At 65.2% G+C, this 1,045-nt stretch carries 1 protein-coding gene; it reads right to left on the bottom strand.

The window, feature by feature from the left end; genetic code table 11:
- Nucleotides 1-1,045, bottom strand: a 1,045-nt coding sequence (locus ACSFA2_RS25855) for a PilC/PilY family type IV pilus protein (RefSeq protein ID WP_435458177.1), incomplete at both ends; no start/stop codon positions are given.

Genomic DNA, 1,045 nt, shown 5'->3' with positions numbered 1-1,045 from the left:
AGTCGGCATTGCTGCCATTGCTCGTTGTGGTGAAGACACCGCCGGCGCTGTTTAGGTCGACATCGAAGGCCAGTGGTGTCGCATCCACGTAGTAGTGGTGGGCGTAGTTGGGGTTGCCGAGCTGCGCCAGCCCGTCCACCTGCGGCGTGCCATTCGGCCCCTGGAACGAGGTGCTCGGCACGTAGGCGAACTGCTCCGTTCCGGCAGCGGTGCCCGAGAGGGCACCGTTGAAGGCGTGCAGCATGCCGTCGTTCGAGCCGATGTAGACCATGGTGGAACGGTGGCCGGTCCACTTGGCCTTGAATGCGGCATAACCCGGGTTGCTGTTCTCCGAATAGCTCTGGATGGGCGGCCCGACGGGTGTCACCTTCGCGTTGACGATGTCGCCCAGCAGGAGAGTTCGAGCGCGCAGGGCCCTGGTGCTTCCGGCGACGGTCGACGCGGTTTCGTTCTTGCGGTCGCCCCGAAGGTAGTTGAGGTAGTCGGTGCTGGTGTTGCTCTTCGCATAGGAAGGCGCCAGCGCGGCCAGTTGGGCCGATGTCACGCTGCCGGCGCGGAAGGCCACGCCTTTGCTGCCATTCCAGGTGGCAACGCGCCGCGCCGTGTCCCAGCCGCCGCTGGCCAACTGGGCCTCGAGCGTGGTGCTGCTGGTCCAGGCCGCTGCGGTGGACGGGGTGCCGTCGCTGGCAAAGCTGAGCGTGCTGGCCGTCAGCACGCCCGTCCAACCCTTGGAGTCGTACTGCGATGCGTAGGACGCACTGCCGGTGGAAGAAACCTGCGCGCTCGAGAGCGAGAACGATGTCGTGAATGCCTGGATGGCATTGGCAATGTCGGTGAATGCCGACTTCAGGCCGCTCACCATCTGCCCTGCATTGCCCGCCAGGAAGTAGTTGTCGGGCCGCAGGCGGGTATTGCCGTTCATGTCGATACTGTCGCCCGCCGTGTTCCACCAGTTCTGCGTCAGCGGCGACGTGGTGTTGGCCGCGTCGTAGCTTGCGGGCACGCTGAAGCCGCCGTACTTGGTCGCCAGGTAGTAGGGATTCCG

The organism is Variovorax cryoconiti, from assembly GCF_051216395.1.
Classification (GTDB): Bacteria; Pseudomonadota; Gammaproteobacteria; order Burkholderiales; family Burkholderiaceae_C; genus Variovorax.
Note: the sequence above shows the minus strand (reverse complement) of the source record. Positions and strands in the feature narration are given on the sequence as shown.